Below are 22566 nucleotides of genomic sequence, written 5' to 3'. Positions count from 1 at the left end.
GCGCAATCCCCGCCCATCCGGAGCCTACGTTGAAACTTCCCCTCACCCTTCTCGGCCTGGCGCTGGCCGCCAGTTGCGCATCCGCCGTCGCCGGCACCACCCTCGATCGTATCCAGCACCAGGGCGAACTGGTGGGCGTACTGATGGAGAACTACCCGCCGTTTTCCTTCCTCAATGACCAGAACCAGCTCGACGGCTTCGACGTCGACATTGCCAAGGCGGTGGCGGAGCGCCTGGGCGTCAAGCTTCGCCTGGAAACACCGTCCTGGGACGTGATCGCCGCCGGCCACTGGAGCGGCCGGTACGACCTGTGCGTGTGCTCCATGACCCCCAGCCAGGCGCGCGCCCAGGTATTCGACTTCCCGGTGAAGTACTACGAGTCGCCGGCGGTGGTCGTGGTCAATGCCAAGGACTCGCGCATCAACTCGGCCAAGGACCTGGACGGCAAGAAAGTCGGCGTGATCAGCGCTTCCACCTACGAGAGCTACCTGCGCAAGGACCTGGTCATCGAGGGCGCGGAAGACAAGCCGCTGAGCTACCCCTTCGAGCAGGTCGAGATCGCGCCCTACGACAACGAAACCGTCGCCTTCCAGGACCTTGCCCTGGGTGGCGGCGTGCGCCTGGACGCCATGGTCACCAACCTGGTGACGGCCCGCGAACGGATCGCCCAGGACCCGCGCTTCAAGATTGTCGGCCAGCCGCTCTATGGTGAGCCCAACGTGGTGGCCATCGAGAAAGGCGACCCGCAGTGGAACGCCAAGGTCACCGAGATCATCGGCCAGTTGCGCCAGGACGGCACGCTCGCCCGCATCTCGAACAAATGGATCGGTTCAGACATCACCCAATGAGCGCGTTCCAGACTCCCCCCTCCCGACTCCGCGACGCGCCGGCAGAACCGCTGCTGGCGCGCCTGTTCGGCTTCCGTACCCGGCTCTACCTGACCTGGGCGGTCATGCTGCTCCTGTGCGTGGCGTTTTTCCTGAGCTTCGACCTCAAGCTTGCGATCATCCTCGACAAGTGGCGCAACCTGGTGGGCATCAACCTCGCCCCCAACGGGTTCCTCCAGGGCGCGGCGCTCACGCTGTTCCTCAGCTTCTGCTCGATCTGGGTTTCGTTGCTGCTGGGTTTCCTCACGGCGCTGGCCCGCCTGTCGAGCAGCGCCGTCGCCTTCGGCGTGGCCAGCTTCTACGCGTCGTTCTTCCGCGGCACGCCGCTGCTGATCCAGATACTGCTGATCTACCTGGGCCTGCCCCAGCTGGGGGTGGTGCCGGGTGCCATCAGCGCGGGCATCCTGGCGCTCTCGCTGAACTACGGGGCCTATCTGAGCGAGATCTTCCGCGCGGGCATCATCGGTGTACCGCAGGGACAGCGCGAAGCTGCGGCTGCGCTGGGCATGAACCGCACCCTGACCTTCTGGCGCATCGTCCTGCCGCAGGCCATGCGCACCATCATTCCGCCGACGACCAACCAGTTCATCTCGATGCTCAAGGATTCGTCGCTGGTGTCGGTGATGGGCGTCTGGGAGGTGATGTTCCTCGCACAGTCCTACGGCCGCGCCTCCTACCGCTACATCGAAATGCTCAGTGCCGCCGCCCTGCTCTACTGGCTGATGTCCATCGGCCTGGAGCTGATCCAGGCCCGACTGGAGCGCCATTACGGCCGCGCCTACGACACACGCCGCTGAATTCGCGCGCGCCTTCGACCATCGCTCTTCTGGAAACCCGCATGTCCGACCCCAAACCTCTGCTCTTTGCGCTCTATGAACAAGCCAGCGTCGGCTGTGGTGGCGCGCCCAGCCTCTGGACCCACCCGGCCGACGAGCGTCTGCGCATCAACACCCTTGGCTACTGGACCGACCTGGCGCGCAGCGCCGAACAGGCCAACCTCGACATGCTGTTCTTCGCCGACGTGCTCGGGCTGTATGACGTCTACGGCGGCTCCCACGAGGCCGCGCTGAAGTGGGCGGTGGAGGCGCCGGCCAACGATCCGCTGCTGCATCTGCCAGCCCTCGCGGCAGTGACCGAACGCCTGGCCTTCGGCGTGACCATCAGCACCACCTACGAACACCCGTTCAGCCACGCCCGGCGCCTGAGCACCCTCGACCACCTGAGCAACGGCCGCGTCGGCTGGAACGTCGTCACCTCCTATCTGAGCAGCGCGGCCCGCAACTTCGGCCTCGATGAGATGATCCGCCACGGCGACCGCTACGCCCGTGCCGAGGAATTCCTCGATGTGGTGTACAAGCTCTGGGAAGGCAGCTGGGCGGACGACGCCCTGGTGGCCGACAAGCACGGGCAGACCTACGCCCGTGGCGACCGCGTCCGCCCCATCGAACACCATGGCGAGCACTATCGGGTGCAGGGCGCCCACCTCTGCGCGCCCTCCCCGCAGCGCACGCCGGTGCTGATCCAGGCGGGCTGGTCCGAGCGCGGCCGCGCCTTTGCCGCCAAGCACGCCGAACTGATCTTCATCGCCAAGTCGCGCCCGGAGGAAATCCGCGCCGGTCTCGAGGACATCTGGGCGCAGGCGCAGGCACGTGGGCGGGCGCAGGACGACATCAAGTCGCTCACCGTGCTGCGCATCGTCACCGCCCGCACGGCCATCGAGGCGCAGAAGAAGTACGACCAGTTGCAGAGCAACTATCACCTGCAGGCGCAGTTGGTGAGCTATGCCGGCGACACCGGCATCGATCTCGACCGCTACGCCGACAATGAACCGCTGACCACCGAGACCCAGGGGCTGACGTCCTACGTCATGCGCCCCGACGGCAGCGGCCAGCCGCTGACCGCCGGCGATGTGCGCAAGCGCTTCGCCCAGGTGACCCGTGGGACCGACCTGATCCTGGTGGGCACGCCGGAGCAGGTAGCCGACCGCATCGAAGAGCACGCCCGCCTCTCCGGCACGAGCGGCTACATGCTCAATCCACTGGTCAGCCCCGGCACCTTCGACGACTTCGCCGAACTGGTGATACCCGAACTGCAGAAGCGCGGCCTCTATCGCACCCAGGCGCAAAGCGGGACCTTCCGCTCCCGCCTGCGTGCCGATCGCAGTGATCGTCTGCCACAGAGCGCCTACGGAGCGTCCTTCCGCTTTGAATGAGGCAGGGCGCTGCTTTCGAACAGCACGCGGCGCCCAGCTGGAACGCTCAGCGCGGCCCGTGCCGCCGTCACGAAGGTTCCGGACGGCGGCAAGGCCGTAGCCTGCTATTGCAGCGGGATATAGACGTCCGTCTGCCACTGGTCCAGGGGCGTCTCCGGGAAGACGCTCAGGTAGTGGAAGAACAGCGGATGGTCGCGAAGCTCTTCGTTGCTGACGGGCAGCCAGTCGCGATAGATCGGATAGATGCTTTCGCCGATGTGATCCGGCGAGCCGACGTGGCGCACCACCACGCAGCGGCCGCCGGGAATGACCAGCTCGCGGACGCCCTGGTCGTTCGGCGCCACGGCCTCGCTGATCTCGCCGCAGATATCGAAGCGGAAGTCGTCCGCCGGCGTGGTGTCGGGGTTGCCGTAGGGAATGCCGAAGGTGCGGCTCGCGCCGACCGGCGATTGCCCGCTGCCCATGCGCCACTGGATGAACTGGCGCACGCTCGCATCGAGCGATGCGGGCGAGCCGCAGTGCTGGAGGGCTGCAACCCGGACTTCGGGGAAATCGACGATACTTACCTGCATGGTGATGCTCCTGGAAAAATGGGGAATGTCGAAAACCGCATGCCAGGTCTGCCAGTTCGGCTGCTGCCGGAAGGCACTGGGCGCCATGCCAAAGTCCCGTCGAAACGCCCGGCTGAATGCCTCGGGGCTGTCGAAGCCTGCATCGAGCGAGGCCTCCAGCACCGTGCAGGGCGCGCCGGAAGCCAGGCGATGCGCCGCGCGCCGCAGGCGCATCAGTTGCACATAACGCGCAACCGGCACGCCGACATAGCCGGTGAATTGCCGATGGAAGTGAAACACCGAGAAATGCGCCACCTCGCTCAAGGTCCGCACCGAAAGGTCACCCTCCAGGTGGGCATCGATGTAGGCAAGCACGGCGTCGAAGCGTTTGGCGTAGGCAGTCGAAATAGCAGGCACCGGGTTGGCGCTCCTGGTTATGCGGTCGACGACAGGTTCTCCCACCCCGCGCTGGGCGCGCCTAGCCGGGCTTGCTCAGGTCATGTCCGTGGCGGGCCGCAGCCCCTGCCGACAGGCTGCGGCTGCGCATTATCACCGCAACGGCTGCCATGAGGGTGGCGACGATCACGACAACTCGCTGCGCAGCAGCTCCAGGGCGCGGTCAAAGTCGAACTGATCGAGCTGTTGCGCCACCTCGGCCAGGCGCTGGGCCAGGCCCGGCTGGAGCTGGCGTTGGCGCAGGCGCTCGACGGCCTTGATGGCGTCCGAGTCGCTTTCGCTCAGCAATTGCTGCAGACGCGCCAGCTCCCGCTCCACCTGCTCATCGCCCTGCTGCGCCTGGGCCAGGGCGCTGGGCGCGGCATCGGCGGCGAGCGTGGCGAGGGCGTTCAAGGTGGGGGCCAGGCGTTGCATCAACGCGGCGAGCAGGTCGTCGATAATCGCCTGGGCCTCGCCGGCCTGGCACGCCTGCTCCAGAGCGGCGGCGGCCTGGGCGATGGCCGTGGCGCCGATGTTGCCGGCCGTTCCGCGCAGCGTGTGGGCCATGCGCGCGGCGGCGGTTTCGTCCGCATCGCCCAGGGCGCTGCAAAATCGCTCGGGGAACCCGGCCTGGGCGTCGCGAAACTTGATCAGCAGGCGCCGATACAGCTCGGGCCGGCCCATGCACGTGGCCAGCCCGGCAGCCATGTCGATGCCTTCCAGGTTATCGGGCAGCACACCGGCCAGCGGCACTGGCGTTTGCTGCACGGCGTCCTGCCCCCTGGCCCTGGGGACGATCCATCGGGCCAGCGTGGCGAACATCGCATCGACGTTGAGCGGCTTGGAGATGTGGTCGTTCATGCCGCTGGCCATCGCCCGCTCGCGGTCGCCCTCCATGGCGTTGGCGGTCATGGCCAGCACCGGCAGTTCGGCGAAGCGCGCCTGCTCGCGGATCTTGCGGGTGGCGGTGTAACCGTCCATGACCGGCATCTGGCAATCCATCAGTACGCCATCGAAGCCGTCGTCGACCGCGAGGATGTCCAGCGCCTGCTGGCCGTTGCCGGCCAGCTCCAGGTGGATGCCGGCGCTCTCCAGCAGTTCGCGTGCGAGCTCCTGGTTCAGCTCGTTGTCTTCCACCAGCAGCAGCCGGGCCCCGTTGAGGCCGGCCAGGTTGCTGGCCGTGTGGCCGGAGCGCTCGGTGGCGCGGGTTTCGCTGGGCGGGACCTGCCCCAGCACCACGGCGATGGCCTCGAGCAACGACGAGGGCGTGACGGGCTTGGTCAGCACCAGTGGCAGCGTAATGCCCTGGCGCTCGGCTTCCTCGTGGGCCTCATCGCGACCGAAGGCGGTCACCATGATCACCGACGGGGTATGGCGCAGGTCGCCGGCATACATCCGGCTGACCGTCTCCATGCCGTCCATGCCCGGCATCTTCCAGTCCATCAGCACCACGTCATAGGGCAACGTGCGGGCTTCGGCATCGGCGAGCAGGCGCAGGGCCATGCCGCCGCTGTCCGCGACGTCCACCTCCAGACCGAAACTGCGCGCCATGCCGGACAGGATTTCCCGCGCGCTGGCGTTGTCGTCCACCACCAGGACGCGCGTGCCCAGCAGTTCGTCGGCCTTGAACATGCGTCGCGGCCGCACGCCCTGCTGCACGCCCAGGCGAACCACGAAGTGGAAGGTCGAGCCCCGCCCCTGCTCGCTCTCCACCCAGATACGGCCGCCCATCAGTTCCACCAGCTTCTTCGAGATGGACAGGCCCAGACCGGTGCCGCCGTATTTGCGGGTGGTGGAGTTGTCGGCCTGGCTGAACGACTGGAACAGGCGCTCGCATTGCTCCTGGGTCATGCCGATGCCGGTGTCGCGCACCCAGAAGTGCAGCTCGGCCTGTTCGTCGGTGGCCTCGACCGCATCGACGCCCGCCACGATCTCTCCCCGCTCGGTGAACTTGGCGGCGTTGTTGCCCAGGTTGATCAGCACCTGCCCCAGTCGCAGCGGATCGCCTATCAGCGCGGTGGGCAGCTCGGGATCGGTCTGGAAGAGCAGCTCCAGCCCCTTGTCCTCGGCCTTGAGGCCGACCATGCCGGCAAAGCTGTCCAGCACGTCTTCCAGGCGGAAGGGAATCTGTTCGAGGCTCATCTTGCCGGCCTCGATCTTCGAGAAGTCGAGGATGTCGTTGATGATGCCCAGCAGGTTCTCGGCGGATCGATGCACCTTCTCGATGTAGTTGCGCTGCTTGTTGTCCAGGCCGCTGCGCAGTGCCAGGTGGCTCATGCCGATGATGGCGTTCATGGGCGTGCGGATCTCGTGGCTCATGTTGGCCAGGAACTCGCTCTTGGCCAGCGTGGCCGCCTCCGCCGCCGCGCGAGCGGCGATCAGCTCGGTGACGTCGATGTTCACCCCGGTGGCGCGCAACGGCGTGCCGTCGGGTGCGCGGGTGAAGCGGCTCAGGGACCTGAAGGTCCGCACCTGGCCGTCGTTCTGCCGGATGATGCGGAAGTCGCATTCATAGCGCTCGGCGCCGCTGGCCGCCGCCACGGCATAGGCCTGGTCCGTCGCCTCGGCGTCCTCGGGGTGCAGCAGAGCCTTCCAGGCCGCCATCGTGCCGCCGAATCCGCCCGGTTCGAGACCGAACATTTTTTCCAGCTGCGGCGTCCAGTAATCCTGCCCCGTGGTGAAATCGACATCGAACACACCGATATCGCCGGCTTCCTGGGCCAGGCTCAAACGGTCGCTGGCGGTGCGCAGGCTGCTTTCCATGGCCCGCCGTTCGCTCACATCCCGCACCGACGCGCAGACGCAGCGGCCGCGTCCTTCCAGGCTCGGCAGGTGCGACAGACCGATCTCCACCGAAAACAGGCTGCCGTCCTTGCGCACGCCACGCAGGTCGTCGAGGTTGGCGCCCATCTGCCGTGTGATTCGGGTGGACATGAAGCCGTTGCGCAAGCCCACGTGCCGCTCGCGGATGGCCTGCGGCACCAGGCGTTCCACGGTGGAGCCGACCAGTTCGCCGCGCTCGTAGCCGAACAGGGCGTCCAGCTGCGGGTTGGTCATCAGGATGCAGCCGTCCTCCCCCAGCACCAGCATGCCGTCCGGCGAGGCCTCGATGATCCCGCGATACCATGCCTCCGTCGCCTGCAGCGCCGCCTGGCGGGACTCCAGCTCCGTCGCCTGGCTTTCCAGCAGCAGCGTCTGCGCCGCCATGGCGTCGGCCTGCCGGCGTGTTTCCGCCAGCAGCGCCTGGGCCGTTTCACTGCGCTCCATGATGGCCATGGCCCCCGCCAGCCGCGGCAGGACCTCCTGCAGCAGGGCGGATTCCAGCTCCGACGGCTCCCGCAGCCCGGCCAGCTCCAGGACCCCCAGCAAGCGCTCGCCGCGCATCACCGGCTGCACCAGCAGATGGCTGGCGGCGGCCTCGCCCAGCTCGGAGCGGATGTGCCAGAACTTCCCCGGCAGGTCGGTGAACTGGCGGGGCGTGCGGTCCAGCGCGCACTGGCCGAGCAAGCCCTCGCCAAGGGCCACGCGGTCCGCCGGCGGAAACGCCCTGTCCAGCGCATAACCGCCCAGGAGCTGCAGGTGGCTCGCGCCCTCGAAGAGCACGTAGAGCACCGCCTGGCAGGCGCCCATCATCGGCACCAGGCGTTGCAGGAACAGGCGGCCCAGCTGCTCAGGCGTCTCGGCCGCCTGGATATCGATCTGCACGAGCGAAACCTGGGCCTTGATCCAGCGTTGCCGTTCCAGCTGGCGCGCCTGGATCTGCAACTTGGCGATGGCGCGCGCGAGGTCGCCGGTTTCATTGTCCAGGTCGGTATGCGGGATGGGCTGGTCCAGGTCGCCGGCGGTGAGCTGATCGACTGCGTTGCGGACGCGCTCCAGCGGCTTGCGAATGGACTGGCTGACCAGCCAGGCCAGCGTGAGCGCCAGGGCCAGGCCGCCCAGGAGCAGGACGTAGGTCAGCAGGCTGCCCTGCTCGGCGTTGCGGGTGATCTCGTTGACCAGGTCGCGCAGGGCTGCCTGCTTGTCCTTGGTGATCTGGTCGAGCGCGGCACCGGCGCGCTCGTTGAGCTGCTGGAACTCGTCGCCGCTGATCAGCAGCTGCGCCTGCCCCTGACGCCCCTCGCCGGCCAGTTGCAGCGCCTCGTTGCCGGTCGCGAGCACCCGCTCCAGCAGCAGTTCGAATTCGGCGAGGCGCTCGATGTTGTCGGCGCGGAACACGGTCGGCCGGGCAAGCGCCAGGGACTCCTGCAGGTTCTGCTTGTCCGCTTCCATCTGCCGCAGCGCGGCGATTCGCGTGTCCGCGCTGCTGGTGGCGACGGCCCGCTGCAGGGCGCGGACGATGTTGGGCAGCTGGACCCGCACCTCCTGCAGGTGGTTGGCACCGATCAGGTCGCGGTTGTAGAGCTGCTGCAGTTGATGCTGCAGCACCGCCTGCAGGCGCAGGCTGGCCATGCCCAGGACGAGGGACAGCGCCAGTAGCGCGGTAAAGCCCAGGATCAGCTTGCGACGCAGGGACAGCCGCTCGAGCACAGCGAATACGTTCATCGACGAGCACTCCTTGGCTGTCGGCGCGTCATCATGGCCACTCAGGGCTCCTGGGCGATGTGCTCCAGCGCGGCCAGTTGCCTGGCCCTGTCCTGCTCGGTATCGGCAAAGCGCAGGGCGATGTCCCAGAAGCGCTCGGCGTTGGCCAGGAAGGCATCGCAGACGTCGGGATCGAAGTGCGAGCCGCGACCCTCGCGAATGATCGCCACCGCCTTTTCATGGGGCATGCCCGGCTTGTACACGCGGTGGCTGATCAGCGCGTCATACACGTCCGCCACCGCCATGAGGCGGGCACTGATGGGAATGTCGTCGGCGGCCAGGCCCTGCGGATAGCCGCTGCCATCCCATTTTTCCTGGTGGCTGTAGGCGATCTCCTTGGCCAGGCGGAGGAAGTCGACCTTCACCGCCAACTGGTTTTCCGCCTGCTGGATGGCGTCCCGCCCGAGGGTGGTGTGGGTCTTCATGATCTCGAACTCTTCGGGGGTGAAACGTCCGGGCTTGAGCAGGATGTGATCCGGAATGCCGACCTTGCCGATGTCGTGCAGCGGCGCGGATTTGTACAGCAGCTCGATGGTCGCCTCATCGAGGAACTGGCTGAAGCGCGGGTGCTCGCGCAGCAGCTCGGCCAGCAGCCTGACGTAGTTCTGGGTGCGGCGGATGTGGTTGCCGGTTTCGTTGTCGCGGGTTTCCGCCAGCGAGGCCATGGCCTGGATGGTCACGTCCTGGATCGCCATGACCTCCTGAGTGCGGCGCTTCACCTCGCTTTCCAGATAGTCGTTCTGGTCGCGCAGGAAGTCTTCGGCGGCTTTGACCTTGAGCTGGGTGGCGACACGCGCCAGCACCACCGGCGGGCTGATCGGCTTGGTGATGTAGTCGGCCGCCCCCACCTCCAGCCCGTGGATCTCATCCTCGGCCGAGGCCATCGCGGTGAGAAAGATGATGGGTATGTTGCAGGTGCGGGCGTTGGCCTTGACCTGTTCGGCCACGGCGTAACCGGACAGGCCCGGCATCATCACGTCCAGCAGGATCAGGTCGGGAAGGTGTTCGCCCTCGAGGATGCGCAGCGCCTTCTCCCCGTTGTTCGCCACCTTGATGCGGTAGCGGTCCTTGAGCAGGTCGACCATCAACATCAGATTTTCAGGCGTATCGTCGACCACCAGGATGGTCGAGAGGGAAGAAGCGTTCTGCGTGGTGTCCATTGAGTCGGCTCCCTAGCCAGTCGAAGAGAGGCCCTGACCTCGCCGCTCCATTGCAGGAAGCGTAGCTAAAAAACGCGCAGCCGCCGTGGCACCTGGCACGGGATTGCTTCGGCGCGATAGCGCTGGCGGATGTTCACGCCGTCATATGAAGAAGCCGCCCGGTGGGCGGCTTCTTCGCTGCACGTCGGCGCGGGGACTCCTCACCCGCGAAGGGCGCCATGCGGCGCCCCCGCTTTCCGGCACAGCCCTACCATTGCACCTGCACGCCGACCTTGGCGCCGATCGAATGGCTGTCGCCGAAGTCCTGCAGGCTGGTGCGGCCGAGCAGCTCACCGAACAGCAGGGAACGATCGTCGTCCCAGTTCAGCGAGGCGCCGATGCCCAGGCCGCCCCACAACGCCTGCTCCTCGTTCTTCACGTGCAGGTCTGCGACGTCAGCCGAGGTGCCGTTGGCGAAGTCGTAGTACAGGTTGGTGATGCCGTAGAGGTGCGAGCGGCTGGTCTTGCCGTTACGGGAAACCCACCGGGTTTCGCGGTCCAGGGAAACGCCCAGGCGCGACACCAGGCTGTCGCCGTTGTCGTGGGAGACTTTCGCGCCGAAATCGTCGGTGAACGAATCGAAGCGCACCTGCGACCAGGTCAGCTGTGCCTGCGGGGTGACCGACCAGGTGTCGTCCAGCGTCACGCGATGGCCGACCTCGACACCCGCGGCGATGCCATTGCCGCGGTTGCCATTTTCCAGCTTCCGGCCCAGTTGCGAGGAGCGCAGGTCGCTGTCGTACCAGCTCAGCGCCGCCTGGCCGTCCACGTAGGTGCCGTCGTTGCCGTACCAGGTGGCCGTGCCGCCGAAGCCGTAGCCGGTGACGTCGATGGAGCCGTCGCCGAAGCGCGAGGACACGCCGGAGTTGGCGGTGCCGTAGTGCACGGTGGGGCCGACCACCAGGGTACCGGCATCACTCTCGTAGACGGGCGCATCGAAGCCGGCTTCGAACTTCCACAGGTGCACGTCGTAGTTGGCGCTGCTGGTGCTCGACGACGGGTCGATCTCGGCATCCGAGCCCTCCACCCGAACCCAGGCGCCGCGACCGATGGCCGGCTGGCCCTGGCGGACGTCGGCCTGCAATTGCGCATCGGGCTGCCAGTAACGGTTGCCGACGCGCTGTTGCAGCGTGCCCAGTTCGTTGAAGCGCTGCAGCACGCTGGCGTAGCTCTCGTACAGGGGAACGCTCGGCGCCAGCAGCGGGCCGGCAGGCGGCGTCACGGGCGGTTCTATGGGCGTCGTCACCGGCGGCTCGACGGGTGGCGTGACCGGAGGGGTGACCGGAGGAGTCACCGGAGGCGTGACGGGAGGCGTCACGGGGGGCGTGACCGGAGGAGTCACGGGAGGCGTGACCGGGGGCGTCACCGGCGGGGTGACTGGCGGGGTGACCGGCGCATCCAGCGAGGAACGCAGGTACCAGCCGCCATCGCTGGAAGCCGTCACGCCGTTCTGGTACAGGCGATAGGCATAGGCCCCCGCCACCACGGCGGGCTGCCCCTGGTAGGTGTAGTTGCCGGCCAGGGTGAACAGGCCATTGGACAGGCCCTGCACATCGATCAGCTTGATGCCTTCCACCGTCGGCGCGCCGAGGCCGCCAAGGTTGGTGACCCGGATGGTGCCGGTGCCCGAGGTATCGCCGGTGATGATGAGGCGGCCGGTGGCCGAGCTGTCGTCGCCCAGCACGGTATTGATGGCCACCACGCCGCCGTTGCCGATGTAGTCGCCGTCGATGGTCAGCACGCCGGAGCCGCCGCCCGGCGTCACCACGCCGGCGTTGGTGAGGTTGCCGAACACGGTGCCGTTGCCGGACAGGGTGCCGAGGCTGTTCACCGTCACCGGGCTGGTGATCGAGCCATCGATGGCCAGGGTGCCGAGGTTGATGGTGGTCGGGCCGGTATAGGTATAGGCACCCGTCAGCCGGGTGGTACCGGTGCCATTCTGCGCAACGCCACCCGCCCCGCTGATCTGCTGGTTGAAGGTGAACAGGTCGCTGCGATTGAAGGCGAAGATCGCACCGCTGTCGACCACCACATCGCCGGCGAGCGTGCCACTGGTGCCGCCGTTGCCCAGCTGCAGCGTGCCCTGCTGTACGTTCCAGGCCGCGGTGACGGTGCTGTCGCCCATCAGTGCCCAGGTGCTGCTGCCGGTTTTCTGGAAGAGGTCGAAGTTGCGGTACTGCGCGCTGCTGCCGATGGACGAGACGTCGAACAGCGCATCGGTGCTGCCGCCCAGTCGGAACACATCGGCGGTACTGAGCGCGCTGGCGACCACGTTGCCGCGGATGTCCGAGCCGGCCTGGAGTTCCAGCTCGGAAAGCGCGGCGCCGGTAGTGAACTCGATGGCATTGGCGTAGCCGGCCCCGGCATGGATGGAGCCAGAGTTGACGATGCTGAGGCTGCCGTTGGGGCGGTCCACATAGATGGCCGCGGCACCATTGCCGCCCTCGATCACCCCGCTGTTCTGCAGGGTGTTGGTGCCAAGGGTGAAGCGCACGCCGCGACCGCCAGTGCCGCCGTTCAGACCGGTGCCGCCACGGATGGTGCCCTGGTTGACGATGCTGTTGCCCGTCGACACACCCATGTACACACCCGTGCCGGCCACCCCGCCATTGCTGGCACCGCCGGTGACGACACCGCTGGCGGTGTTCACCAGGTTGGAGGCGTTCGACATCGACACGCCCGCCCCCAGGCCGCTGTTGGTGGCATTGAAGCCGATGTTGCTGCCGCCGGTGATCGTGCTGTTGTTGGTCAGCGTCGCGCGGACCGAAACACCGACCCCGGTCCCCCCGCCGGTGTTGGCCACGGTGCCGTCACCGCCGGTGACCGTGCCGTTGTTGACGAACTGACCGTTGCCGACGCTCAAGCCATTCGCGCCGCCACTGGCATTCTGCGCCCCGGTGAACGTCCCTTCGAAGGTGTAGGTCGAGTTGATCGGCACGGTGCTGGTGTTGGTCAGCACGAAGCCCTGCGTGTCGATGGTGATGGACTTGGTCGAGAGCAGGGTCACGCCGCTGATGGAGAAGCTGGCGGTCAGGTTGATCGTGGAGCTGGGGTCTGCGTCCGCATTGGCTGCGTTCACCGCTGCAATGAGTTCGCTCTCGCTGGAGGCGGTATAGACCCCCGCCTGGGCAAGCTGGGGTAGGTGGGCCGCCGCGAGGGCCAGCGTGATGGCGGAGAGTTGGGGCGCACGCACGCAGGTGCGCTGCATTCCTTGGCGCTGATAGGAGGACGTCATGTGATCCCGCTCGAGTGTGTTGTATTTGTTACAGGAGTGAAGCGGCGGCGAGCTTAGATCACGGTGTGATGGGCAAGATACGAGTGGTTGGCAACGACAGGATTTAATCTTGTCAGCCGTTCTCAAAACTTCTCAAAATCCCGGCGCAAGGCTTTTCAGGGCGATCCCGCGGCGTGCGCCACAGCAGAATCAGTAACGCGTTACGCAAAATTGAACAGCATTCTGGTAACGCGTTACACACTTCGGGCCTGTCGTATTTCCTGCACAGCCCGCAGCGGGATACACGCGGCATTCGCTCAGCCTCGAACGAATGCGGCAGCGCCTAGTCGGCCAGATCCGCCAGCACGCGTTCGAGGCGCTCCAGTGTCGCCGGCGTGCATGCCTGCATCGGCTCGCGCAACTCGTTGGCGATCAGCCCCTGCAGGGCCAGTGCACCTTTCACCGGTGCGGGGTTCGCTTCGGCAAAGGCCGCCTGCATCCAGGGCAGCAACCGATAGAAGGTGCGCCGCGCGGCGGTGATGTCGCCCTCCTCCATCTGCCGGAACAGTTGCACATAGAGATCCGCGCGCACATGGGAGGACGCCGAGATCGCCCCGGCCCCGCCCAGGCAGAGGTTGGCGAAGATCTGCAGGTCCTCCCCGGTGAGCACCTCTACCTGGCCGTCGGCGATCAGCGCGAGGGTGGTCTCCACGTCGCCGGCGCAATCCTTGATCGCCCGGATGTTCGGATGGCGCACGATACGGCGCAGCGTCTCGCGCTCGATGCGCACGCCGGTGCGGTAGGGAATGTCGTAGAGCACCACCGGCACGCGGGCGGCGTCGGCCACGCTGCGGAAGAAGGCTTCCAGGCCGGCTTGCGAGGGGCGGATGTAATACGGCGCCGGCACCAGCACGCCGGCCACCGGGCGGCGCTGGATCGCCTCCAGCAAGCCCAGCAGTTCGCGCTGGTTGTTGCCCGCCAGGCCCATGATCACCTGGTGCGCCGGCACCCATTGCAGCACGGCGTCGAGGACCTCGAGCTGCTCGTCATGGCTGAGCGCTGCGGCCTCGCCCGTGGTGCCGCACACCACCAGGCCGGTGACACCCTGCTCCAGCAGATGGGCGACCAGCCCCTGCAGGGCCGGGAAATCGACCGCGCCATCACGAAAGGGAGTGACCAGCGCCACCCAGATCCCACGAAAATTCGACATGCAAAAACTCCTGTTGGCTGACCGTGTAGTCGCCGTCAGGGAGGGATGCGGGAATCAAGCGGGGGGAGGTTCGACCTTGCGCCTTGTGTCCTGTCAGCCCATCTGACGGGACAGCGCCCCGGTCAAATGAGCGACTGTTTCTTCGATTTCTTGGCAACGACGACGCACGCGCACGCCTGGGCGAGGAAGCCCGAAGCGGAGAGCGAATGGTCGTGGATGGGGAACATGTCGGTGCCGATGCGTGAAATGTCTGACGGATACTGCTCAACGCGCGGGGGCGCTGTCAACTCCCCCGCTGCGCTTCGCGGTCCCGCAGGCAATACGCGATCAGTCCTTGCCGCAGCGGCTCTCGTCGTGCTGCAGGCTGGCCTGGCTCACCTGGCTGCCAGGCGGCACGCTACGGGTCAGCCAGACGTTGCCGCCGATGGTCGAACCCTTGCCGATGGTGACGCGACCGAGAATGGTCGCCCCGGCGTAGATCACCACGTCGTCCTCGACGATGGGGTGGCGCGGCTCGCCCTTGTGCAACTGGCCGGTTTCATCGGACGTGAAGCGTTTCGCCCCCAGGGTCACGGCCTGGTAGATGCGCACCTGCTTGCCGATGATCGCGGTTTCGCCGATCACCACGCCGGTGCCGTGGTCAATGAAGAAACTGCTGCCGATCTGCGCGCCGGGGTGGATGTCGATGCCGGTGGCCGAATGCGCCAGTTCCGAGATGATCCTCGCCAGCAGCGGCAGGCCGGCGTTGTACAGGTGGTGCGCGAGGCGGTGATGGATGATCGCCACTACACCCGGGTAGCACAGCAGCACTTCGTCCACGCTGCGCGCCGCCGGGTCGCCCTGGTAGGCGGCCAGCACGTCGGCATCCAGCAGGCGGCGCATTTCCGGCAGCGCGCGGGCGAAGTCGCGCACCAGCACCACGGCGTGCTCATCGATGCGGTCGTCCACCACATCGCCACGCTGCCGCGCGCTGTAGCGCAACTCCAGGCGGGCTTGCACCAGCAGCGCATTCAGCGCGGCATCCAGGGTGTGGCCGACGAAGAAGTCCTCGCTCTCCTCGCGCAGATCGTTCGGCCCCAGGCGCATCGGGAACAGCGCACTCGCCAGGCGCTCCACCACTTCCTCGACGGACTGGCGCGACGGCAGTTCGCGACCGCCCTGCTCCGGATGCCGGCCGCTGCGGGTGCGCCAGTCGTTGCGGGCGCTGCGCAGGTCCTCGACGATCTGCGCCAGTTGCCAGTTCACCGGGCCATGTTCGTTCAGTCGCTTGGCATCATTCATCGCTTGCTGTGTTCCTTGGTCTGCGGGGACTTTCAATCACGATGGCCTATCCTGCTCGGTCCCGCCGCGCAGGACAAATCGCCGGAAGGCATAACCTAATGCCTTTTTTGCAGGTTCAACTGTTTCCCCGGCAACAGCGAATCAACAGCGGTGTTACCCAGGCAACACTGCAAGGTGCTTGGATACCGCGAAAACCCGGCCTCGCCGCCCTGGCACAGGCCTTGCTGACTCGCTGCACCCACCCAGACGCCTTCCCCATCCCGGAGTCACCGCACGAAACATGCCGGCAGCCGGGGCCGAATTCCAATGAAGACTTGCCACGCGTGCACCGACGGGGCGCCGCCCCACTTCGACGATGGCAACGAGGACACTCCATGAGTCTCGATATTTTCTGGTTCCTGCCGACTTCCGGCGACACCCGCTACCTGGGCCACTCCAGCAGCGGCCGCCCCGCGACCAACCACTACATGCGGCAGATTGCCGTGGCCGCCGACCAGCTCGGTTACGACGGCCTGCTGATTCCCACCGGCAGCAGCTGCCTCGACCCCTGGGTGACCGCCGCCAGCCTGGTGCCGGTCACCCAGCGCATCAAGCTACTGGTGGCGCTGCGCACCTCGCTGGGCAACCCCACCGCCTCGGCGCGCCAGGCTGCCACGCTGGACCAGGCGAGCAACGGCCGCCTGCTGCTCAACGTGGTGCCCGGGGGCGACAGCACCGAACTGGAGGCTGACGGCGTCTTCCTCAGCCATGACGAGCGTTACGCGGCGTCCGACGAGTTCCTGACCATCTGGCGCCGCCTACTGTCCGGCGAGACCGTCGACCATGACGGCGAGCATCTGAAGGTCAACGGCGCGCAGAACTTCTTCCCGCCGGTGCAGAAGCCCTACCCGCCGCTGTACTTCGGCGGCTCCTCCCCCGCCGCGCACGAACTGGCGGCCAAGCACGTGGACGCCTACCTGACCTGGGGCGAGCCGCCCGCGGCGGTGGCCGAGAAGATCGCCGACGTGCGCGAACGCGCCGCGCGCCAGGGCCGCACGGTGCGTTTCGGCGTGCGCCTGCACGTCATCGTCCGGGAAACCAACGAGAAGGCCTGGGCCGCCGCCGACGAGCTGATCAGCCACCTGGACGACGCCACCATCGCCGCCGCGCAGAGCAACTACGCGAAGATGGATTCGGTCGGCCAGCAACGCATGGCCGCGCTGCATGGCGGGGATCGCAACAAGCTGGAAGTGGCGCCGAACCTGTGGGCCGGCGTGGGCCTGGTGCGCGGCGGCGCCGGCACGGCACTGGTCGGCGACGCGGAAACCGTGGCCGCGCGGCTGCTGGAATATGCCGCGCTGGGCGTCGACAGCTTCGTACTGTCGGGCTATCCGCACCTGGAGGAAGCCTATCGCTTCGCCGAACTGGTGTTCCCCCTGCTGCCCGGCAAGGGCCGCGTGACGGTGGACGGCGTGCTCACCGGGGGTGCCTTCGACGTGCGCGCCGGGCGCGACAAGGACGCCGCCGCCTGAGGCTCGGCCGCCCTGCCCGCGCGCGGCGGGCAGGGCTGGCGGGCTACTCCTGCATGGCGCCGCTGACACCCAGCTCGCGGGCGATCCGCTGCAGGGTATCGAGCGTCACCGGCTTGCTGACGTGGGCGTTGTAGCCCGCCGCGCGCGCCTGTTCGGCATCCGCCGCCGAGCCGTAGCCGGTGAGCGCCACCGCCGGCGTGCCGGCATGGCCGGGCAACTGGCGCACGCGCCGCATCAGCTCGTGTCCGTCCATGCCCGGCATGCCGATGTCCGACAGGATCAGGTCGCAGGTCTGCGCCTCCAGCCAGCGCAAGGCGGCGGGGCCGTCTTCGGCGGTGGCGACCGTGGCGCCTTCCATTTCCAGCAGTTGCTGGAGGATCAGGCGGATATCCGGCGAGTCATCCACCAGCAACAGGCGGGCGCCGGCGAGCGGGCCGGTGGACTCCTGCACGGTATCCACCGGCAGGTCGAGCTGGCGATACTGCGGCAGCCAAACGCTGAACAGCGCGCCCTGCCCCCTGCCGGCCGAGGTCGCCTCGATGCGCCCCTGCTGCGCCTCCACCAGCTCGCGCACCAGCGCCAGGCCAATGCCCAGGCCTGACTTGGGCAGGTGCGGCTGCTGCTCGGTCTGGCCGAACAGCTCGAAGATCCGCGGCAGGTCTTCCACCGCGATGCCCTGGCCATCGTCGCGCACGCGGATGCGCAACATGCCGTCGTCCTGGTCCAGGCTGACCTGGATATTGCCGTGGGACGGGGTGAACTTCACCGCGTTGCTCAGCAGGTTCCAGACGATCTGCTCGACCCGCACCGGATCGGCCTCCGCCACCAGCGGATCGCTGCCGCGCGGCGGCAGTTGCAGGTCGATCAGCAGGTCCTTGTCGTGGGCCTCGGAGCCCAGCGCGCCGACCACATCCTCGATGACGTTCTGCAGGATCACCGGAGCCAGGTTGAGCTTGAGCTTGCCGGTATTGACCCGCGACAGGTCGAGCAGGTCGTCGATGATCCGCGCCTGGCTGCGCACCGAGCTCTGGATACCCTCGATGGCGCGCGCCGCGACCGCGTGGGAACGCACCGCCGACAGCCGCGCAATGAGGTCGGCATTGAGCTGGATGAGGTTCAGCGGGTGCTTGAGCTCGTGGGACATCATGGCGAAGAACTCGTCGCGCAGGCGCACCTTCGCCTGGTTCTGCTGCAGGCGGCTTTCCTGCTCGGTTTCGGCGCGCTTGCGGCTGGTCACGTCGCGACCCATCTTGGCGAAGCCGTGCGGCAGCGCGGTGGTCACGCCACTGCAGAAAAAGCTGCTGCCATCCTTGCGCAGTTGCCAGCGGTCGGTTTCCGCGCGGCCCACCTGGCTGGCCACGCGCAGCTCTTCACGGGGCGCGCCGGCGTGCTGGTCCTCCTCGGTGAAGAGGACGTCCAGGCTGTGGCCGACGATCTCCTGCTCGCGGTATCCATAGGCGCGCTCGGCGCCCTTGTTCCAGCCGGTGATGCGCCCCTCGCGGTCGAGGGTGACGATGATGAAGTCCTGGGTGCTCTCCACCGCCAGGCGCAAACGCTCTTCGCTGTCGCGTGCCTTGTCTTCGGCGAGGCGCCGCTCGGTGATGTCGATGAAGGTCAGCACCGCGCCATCGATGACATTGTCGGTGGTGCGGTACGGCAGCATGCGCGCCAGGTAGCGCCGGCCATCCTTGCTGGCGACCTCGCGCTCGATGGTGCGCAGCGTTTCGAAGCTCGCCGTGGCGTCGTGGGCGAGGTCCGGGTACTCCAGTCGGTGGGTGATGTCCAGCAGCGAGCGCCCGGTGTCGCTGCCGATGATGCTGAAGATCGCCGTGGCGCGCGGCGTGTAGGACTTGATGCGCATGTCGCGGCCGACGAACACCGTGGCGATGTCCGTGGAGGCGATCAGGTTCTGCAGGTCGTCGTTGATCTTGCCGGTTTCCTCGACCTTGGTCTTGAGCTCCTGGTTGACCGTGATCAGCTCTTCGTTGATCGACTGCAACTCTTCCTTGCTGGTCTCCAGCTCCTCGGTGGTGGAACGCAGCTCCTCGTTGATCGCCTGCAATTCCTCGTTGGAGGCCTTGAGCTCCTCGGTGGAGGTTTCCGCCTGCTCGATGGTCGCCTGCAGCTGCTCCTTGTTGCGCTGCAGCTCGCTCTCCAGCTGCGACAACACGCTGTCCTTGACGGTCTGCTGGTGGCTGGGGCTGTCGGTGGCCATGCTCTCTTCGACCTCGTCGAAGATCACCAGGGCGAAGTCGGCGTCCTGGTCGCGGAACGGCCGGATGACCATGTTGATGTAGGCCGTGGCACCGTCACGTTCGTGCTTGACCCGTCGCGCCTCGACGCTCTTGCCGGTCTGGAAGGCCTGGAACAGCGCGGTACGCAGCTCCAGGCGCAGCGACGGATGGACCAGCGACAACAGATGGTGCGAGGGCTCGCCGCCGATGTAGCGCAGGTAGCGCCCGGCCCGGTCGGACATGTGCACGATGCTGGATTCATGGTTCACCACCACGCTGGGCGGCGCGTATTGCTCCAGCACCCGCTGGTGCAGGTCGGCGAAGGAGATGCGCCGGCGTTCGGCCGGCCGCTCGCTGCTGGCCTGTGGCGTATCCGCCAGGGCGATGAGCGGCAACGGCGATGCCGGCCGGCCCATTACCGCGCCGGGCCTGGCGCGGTAGATGCGATTCTTCTTGTCCACCGGGGTGAACAGTTCCAGACAGACGTCGGCCGACTCGGCGCTGCCCAGGAACAGGTAGCCGCCCGGCGCCAGGGCAAAGTGGAACATCTGCAGGATGTCGGCCTGCACTTCACGGTCGAGGTAGATCAGCAGGTTGCGGCAGCTGATCAGGTGCAGCTTGGAGAACGGCGGGTCGCGAAGCAGGTTGTGCATGGCGAACAGCACACGCTCGCGGATTTCCTTCTTCACCCGGTAGCCGGTCTGCTCCTTGGTCACGTACTGGCGCAGGCGCTGCGGGGTGATGTCGGTGAGGATCGCCTCCGGGTACGCGCCGCTGCGGCCGATAGCGATGGCGTGCTCGTCGATGTCGGTGGCGAACACCTGGAACTGCCGGTCGCTCTCGCGGTACTCGACGTACTCGGCCAGCAGGATCGCCAGCGAATAGGCTTCCTCACCCGACGAGCAGCCGGCGCTCCACACCCGCACCGGCGTATCGGCGGATTCGGGCATGTCGAACACGCGCGGGATGATCTCCCGTTCCAGCGCTTCGAAGGCTTCGCGGTCGCGGAAGAAATTGGTCACGCCGATGAGCATGTCGGCCAGCAGGTGGCGGGCTTCCTCCGGCGTGTTCTGCAGGAAGGCGCGGTACGCCGGCAGGTCGCCCAGGCGGTTGACCTGCATGCGCCGCTCGATGCGGCGCAGGACGGTGGCGCGCTTGTAATGCTTGAAGTCGTGGCCGCTGCGGGTGCGCAGCAGCGTGAGAATGTCCTTCAACGCGGTTTCCGCGGCACGCGACTGTTCCGGGTCGTCGATGGAGCGGAACGGCGTCGCCACCTCGGCATCGGCCGGCAACTGCATGGTGCGCATGGTCTGCCATAGGTCGATGAGCTTCTGCGGCATGTCGCCCACCGGCAGGATGAAATCCACCTGCCCGGTGGCGATGGCGCTGCGGGGCATCTCGTCGTATTCGGCATCGTCCGGAGCCTGGGCGATGGTCACCCCACCCTGCTCCTTGACCCGCGACAGCCCGGCCGAGCCGTCGCTGCCACTGCCGCTGAGGACGATGGCCACGGCGTGCTCGGCATGGGCGTCGGCCAGGGTCCGCATGAAGATGTCGATGGCGATGTGGCGCGGCTGGGCGGGGTTGAGTTCGGTCACGCGCAGGTAGCCATCGTTCATGGTCAGCTGCATCGCCGGCGAAATCAGGTAGACGCAGTTGCGCTCGATGGGGGTCGGCTCGCTGATCTGCCGCACCTTCATCTTGGTGACTTTCTGCAGGATCTCGTGGGCGCTGCTCTCGTGGTGCGGTGAAAGGTGCATCACCACGACGAAGGCCATGCCGTTGTCGTTGGGCATGTTCTCGAACAACCGCAGCAAGGCCGCCAGTCCGCCCGCCGAGGCACCGATGCCGATCACGGGGAAGTTGAGGTGGCTGGGCTGCACCTTCAGCTTCAGTCCTTCGGCGGCGGGAATCTCTTCACTCATGGCTCTGGTTCCTTGGAGTCATTCGGCCGGGTCGGCGGCAAGCGAAGCGTAGCAGCGTCGGGCGCCGAATCCGACCATCCGCGCGGCATTTTTGCCGCCCAAACGCGACGCCCGCGCAAGCTGGAACGTCCGTTCCAGCCGCTGCCGTAGCGACCGGCGTCTTGCTGTAGAAGACCGCGTCGCTACCGTTTGGGTTCGAACGGCATCGGCCGGCGGGCCGTGGTCGTGCAATCTGCCAGTGCCGGTTGGCTTCACCTTGCGTTCTGCATCACCGGATTCTTCGGACAACTTCGTAACCCATTGAATAAAAACTCAATAATATTTTGAAACAGGTGGCACGGGCGCTGCAAAGACAGGTTCAGGTTCAGCCAAAGGAGCACTGACCATGATTGCCAGCACCGACACTTCCCTCACCGCCGTGCAGGACCGCTCCGGCGTTGCCTGGCCGGCGATATTCGCCGGCGCGGCGGCCGCCGCAGCGTTATCGCTGATCCTCATCGTCCTTGGCTTCGGCCTGGGATTCTCCGCCGTGTCGCCCTGGCCCGGCGATGGCGGCACCTTCAAGCAGATGAGCATTTCCACCTTCATCTGGCTGGCGATCACGCAGATCCTCGCTTCCGGCCTGGGCGGCTATCTGGCCGGGCGCCTGCGGGTGAAGTGGGCCAGCCTGCACGGTGACGAGGTGTACTTCCGCGATACCGCCCACGGCTTCCTCGCCTGGGCCATCGCCACGCTGGTCACCGCCACCCTGGTGGTCGGCTCGGTCAGCAGCCTGGTGGGCGGCGGCCTGCAGGCGGGCGCCACCCTCGCCGCCGGCGCAGCGGCCAGCGCCAGCGGCGCCGCGTCGGGCAGCGCGAAGACCGCCAGCGACAACACGGACGACGCGGCCTACTTCATCGACACCCTGTTCCGCGACAACCGCCCGGTGGCCGTCAGCGATGACGCCGCCCATGCCGTCGCCACGCGCATCTTCCTGCGCGGCCTGGCCCAGGGGCAGCTCAGCGCGGACGACCGCACCTACCTCGCCCAGGTGATCGCCCAGCGCACGCAGATCAGCCAGGCCGAGGCCGAGCAACGCATCGACGCGGTCTTCGCCCAGGCGCAGCAGGCCAAGCAGCAGGCATTGCAGGCCGCCGATACGGCGCGCAAGGTCGCGGCCGGCTCGGCGCTGTGGATGTTCGCCGCCCTGCTGTGCGGTGCGTTCTTCGCCAGCTTCATGGCCATCGTCGGTGGCCGCCGCCGTGACGCGGAGCTGCTGGTGGTCCACCACGTCCATTCCACCCCCCATACCCAGCCCATCCGCTGACAGGAGACTCACCATGC

At 67.1% G+C, this 22566-nt stretch carries 12 protein-coding genes; 5 read left to right on the top strand and 7 right to left on the bottom strand.

All coding sequences use genetic code 11. From position 1 onward, the window contains the following. Positions 1 to 29 precede the first annotated feature (29 nt). From N0B71_RS22075 to N0B71_RS22065, 3 genes are read left to right on the top strand one after another with little or no spacing between them, the layout of a single operon-like run. On the top strand, positions 30 to 848 hold the full coding sequence (locus tag N0B71_RS22075; RefSeq protein ID WP_259754916.1) for a transporter substrate-binding domain-containing protein: 819 nt from the start codon (positions 30 to 32) through the stop codon (positions 846 to 848). Further along, a complete protein-coding gene (locus N0B71_RS22070) occupies positions 845 to 1684 on the top strand; it encodes an amino acid ABC transporter permease (protein ID WP_259754914.1) in 840 nt (279 codons plus the stop codon). Before N0B71_RS22075 ends, N0B71_RS22070 begins: the two co-directional genes overlap by 4 nt. A gap of 41 nt (positions 1685 to 1725) precedes the next feature. Beyond that, positions 1726 to 3099 (top strand): LLM class flavin-dependent oxidoreductase, encoded by a 1374-nt coding sequence (locus tag N0B71_RS22065; protein ID WP_259754913.1) that lies wholly within the window; start codon positions 1726 to 1728, stop codon positions 3097 to 3099. A 104-nt stretch (positions 3100 to 3203) separates the two neighbouring features. Here N0B71_RS22065 and N0B71_RS22060 read toward each other — a convergent pair whose 3' ends face one another. The 6 genes from N0B71_RS22060 to epsC form a co-directional block, all read right to left on the bottom strand. Continuing rightward, entirely contained in the window at positions 3204 to 4067 is an 864-nt protein-coding gene (locus N0B71_RS22060) for an AraC family transcriptional regulator (RefSeq protein ID WP_259759652.1), read from the bottom strand. 165 nt (positions 4068 to 4232) lie between these two features. Then, the gene (locus N0B71_RS22055) at positions 4233 to 8630 is read right to left on the bottom strand and encodes a response regulator (RefSeq protein WP_259754912.1); all 4398 of its coding nucleotides are present in this window, start codon (positions 8628 to 8630) and stop codon (positions 4233 to 4235) included. Positions 8631 to 8671: 41 nt separating this feature from the next. Beyond that, positions 8672 to 9829 carry a response regulator gene (locus tag N0B71_RS22050; protein ID WP_259754911.1) on the bottom strand — a complete coding sequence of 386 codons (1158 nt, stop codon included), beginning with the start codon at positions 9827 to 9829 and terminating at the stop codon, positions 8672 to 8674. A 247-nt stretch (positions 9830 to 10076) separates the two neighbouring features. Next, positions 10077 to 13103, bottom strand: coding sequence for an autotransporter family protein (locus N0B71_RS22045; RefSeq protein WP_259754910.1), 3027 nt, complete (start codon positions 13101 to 13103; stop codon positions 10077 to 10079). Between the two features lie 322 nt (positions 13104 to 13425). Beyond that, a complete protein-coding gene (gene dapA / locus N0B71_RS22040; RefSeq protein WP_259754909.1) occupies positions 13426 to 14292 on the bottom strand; it encodes a 4-hydroxy-tetrahydrodipicolinate synthase in 867 nt (288 codons plus the stop codon). A gap of 327 nt (positions 14293 to 14619) precedes the next feature. After that, positions 14620 to 15573 carry a serine O-acetyltransferase EpsC gene (gene epsC / locus N0B71_RS22035; protein WP_259754908.1) on the bottom strand — a complete coding sequence of 318 codons (954 nt, stop codon included), beginning with the start codon at positions 15571 to 15573 and terminating at the stop codon, positions 14620 to 14622. 374 nt (positions 15574 to 15947) lie between these two features. On the opposite strand from epsC, the gene ssuD reads away from it, so the two are divergent. Further along, the gene (gene ssuD, locus N0B71_RS22030) at positions 15948 to 17084 is read left to right on the top strand and encodes an FMNH2-dependent alkanesulfonate monooxygenase (protein ID WP_259754907.1); all 1137 of its coding nucleotides are present in this window, start codon (positions 15948 to 15950) and stop codon (positions 17082 to 17084) included. Positions 17085 to 17127: 43 nt separating this feature from the next. Here the strand turns inward: ssuD and N0B71_RS22025 are convergent, their stop codons facing one another. Beyond that, positions 17128 to 21243: a CheR family methyltransferase gene (locus tag N0B71_RS22025; RefSeq protein WP_259754906.1), complete on the bottom strand. Its 4116-nt coding sequence runs from the start codon at positions 21241 to 21243 to the stop codon at positions 17128 to 17130. Between the two features lie 385 nt (positions 21244 to 21628). On the opposite strand from N0B71_RS22025, the gene N0B71_RS22020 reads away from it, so the two are divergent. Continuing rightward, on the top strand, positions 21629 to 22549 hold the full coding sequence (locus tag N0B71_RS22020; protein WP_259754905.1) for a hypothetical protein: 921 nt from the start codon (positions 21629 to 21631) through the stop codon (positions 22547 to 22549). Positions 22550 to 22566 lie beyond the last annotated feature (17 nt).

It is taken from the genome of Pseudomonas sp. GCEP-101, from assembly GCF_025133575.1.
GTDB lineage: Bacteria > Pseudomonadota > Gammaproteobacteria > Pseudomonadales > Pseudomonadaceae > Pseudomonas > Pseudomonas nitroreducens_B.
The sequence above is the reverse complement of the archived record's forward strand: the minus strand, read 5'-3'. Positions and strand labels throughout refer to the sequence as shown.

What these genes read in the sequence shown, in the direction of transcription:
- N0B71_RS22070 (WP_259754914.1), top strand. Translation starts at nt 845, where the DNA reads ATGAGCGCGTTCCAGACTCCCCCCTCCCGACTCCGCGACGCGCCGGCA.
- N0B71_RS22065 (WP_259754913.1), top strand. Translation starts at nt 1,726, where the DNA reads ATGTCCGACCCCAAACCTCTGCTCTTTGCGCTCTATGAACAAGCCAGC.
- N0B71_RS22055 (WP_259754912.1), bottom strand. Translation starts at nt 8,630, where the DNA reads ATGAACGTATTCGCTGTGCTCGAGCGGCTGTCCCTGCGTCGCAAGCTG.
- N0B71_RS22050 (WP_259754911.1), bottom strand. Translation starts at nt 9,829, where the DNA reads ATGGACACCACGCAGAACGCTTCTTCCCTCTCGACCATCCTGGTGGTC.
- N0B71_RS22045 (WP_259754910.1), bottom strand. Translation starts at nt 13,103, where the DNA reads ATGACGTCCTCCTATCAGCGCCAAGGAATGCAGCGCACCTGCGTGCGT.
- dapA (WP_259754909.1), bottom strand. Translation starts at nt 14,292, where the DNA reads ATGTCGAATTTTCGTGGGATCTGGGTGGCGCTGGTCACTCCCTTTCGT.
- epsC (WP_259754908.1), bottom strand. Translation starts at nt 15,573, where the DNA reads ATGAATGATGCCAAGCGACTGAACGAACATGGCCCGGTGAACTGGCAA.
- ssuD (WP_259754907.1), top strand. Translation starts at nt 15,948, where the DNA reads ATGAGTCTCGATATTTTCTGGTTCCTGCCGACTTCCGGCGACACCCGC.
- N0B71_RS22025 (WP_259754906.1), bottom strand. Translation starts at nt 21,243, where the DNA reads ATGAGTGAAGAGATTCCCGCCGCCGAAGGACTGAAGCTGAAGGTGCAG.
- N0B71_RS22020 (WP_259754905.1), top strand. Translation starts at nt 21,629, where the DNA reads ATGATTGCCAGCACCGACACTTCCCTCACCGCCGTGCAGGACCGCTCC.